The 744-nt window shown below is 40.1% G+C and carries 2 protein-coding genes; both read right to left on the bottom strand.

Annotated features, from left to right (window positions below; translation table 11 throughout):
- Positions 1-52 precede the first annotated feature (52 nt).
- Positions 53-202 (bottom strand): hypothetical protein, encoded by a 150-nt coding sequence (locus ES675_RS16515; RefSeq protein WP_157448699.1) that lies wholly within the window; start codon positions 200-202, stop codon positions 53-55.
- The gene (locus tag ES675_RS16345) at positions 199-495 is read right to left on the bottom strand and encodes a hypothetical protein (RefSeq protein WP_148367588.1); all 297 of its coding nucleotides are present in this window, start codon (positions 493-495) and stop codon (positions 199-201) included. Before ES675_RS16345 ends, ES675_RS16515 begins: the two co-directional genes overlap by 4 nt.
- Positions 496-744 lie beyond the last annotated feature (249 nt).

Below are 744 nucleotides of genomic sequence, written 5' to 3'. Positions count from 1 at the left end.
CGTTCCTGCAGAGAGGCCGTCCATTTTTGTTTTAGATACTTTTTGATAGGGTCTACTCATGGTTATTGGTATTTGGTGTCATTTGGGCATCGTGCCAATACATATCAGCATCATTATCATCAAAACAGAAAAAAGACAAGCCAGCAATAAGGAGAACCAACAGGACCACTAATGCTATAATTGCGTATATAAAGAAGCTCATGATTGCGCGTGTTTTTTGCCTACCATATTCTCAAGGGCTGTTATAACACGGCTTGCCTCTTTGGCCTCCATATCAATCAGCGGCTTTTTAACAGGCGATTGGCCTATTTTATGTTTGCCTTTTAACCAGCTATCCAATGCGCCAAGGTCTGCCACTTGCTTTCCAGTAACTGGGTGCGTTTTACTCCAGCCAAATTGCATACACAAACTTAATATGTAGCGATGCTGCGTGTTCTTAAAGTCGAATAGCGACCAAAGGACTGATTTTTTAGGTTTTGATGTTGTAGTTGTCATAATGCTATGATTTTAAAAAACGCTACGTGCTTTTTGGTAGATAGGGCGTTTGCTATTAATCGGCACGCAGCGTTTGGATGTTATTGACTTTGAATGTGTTTATTGAATGCTTCCTGCTCGGCATTGGTAAGCTCTATTTTGGCCTTCCAAACGCCTTCCTGGTCTTGTATTATTAATTTGTTGTTTACGAGTACTTCGTTATCATGAAATTGTTGAATTTCTACTGCCATGCGATCTGTGTTTAGTTTA

It is taken from the genome of Algorimicrobium algoritergicola (genome assembly GCF_008086165.1).
GTDB classification, from domain to species: domain Bacteria; phylum Bacteroidota; class Bacteroidia; order Flavobacteriales; family Flavobacteriaceae; genus Algorimicrobium; species Algorimicrobium algoritergicola.
This window is presented reverse-complemented; position numbering and strand designations above follow the sequence as displayed.

Excerpts from the sequence above, each read along its gene's own strand:
- ES675_RS16515 (WP_157448699.1), bottom strand. The coding sequence starts at position 202 with ATGAGCTTCTTTATATACGCAATTATAGCATTAGTGGTCCTGTTGGTT.
- ES675_RS16345 (WP_148367588.1), bottom strand. The coding sequence starts at position 495 with ATGACAACTACAACATCAAAACCTAAAAAATCAGTCCTTTGGTCGCTA.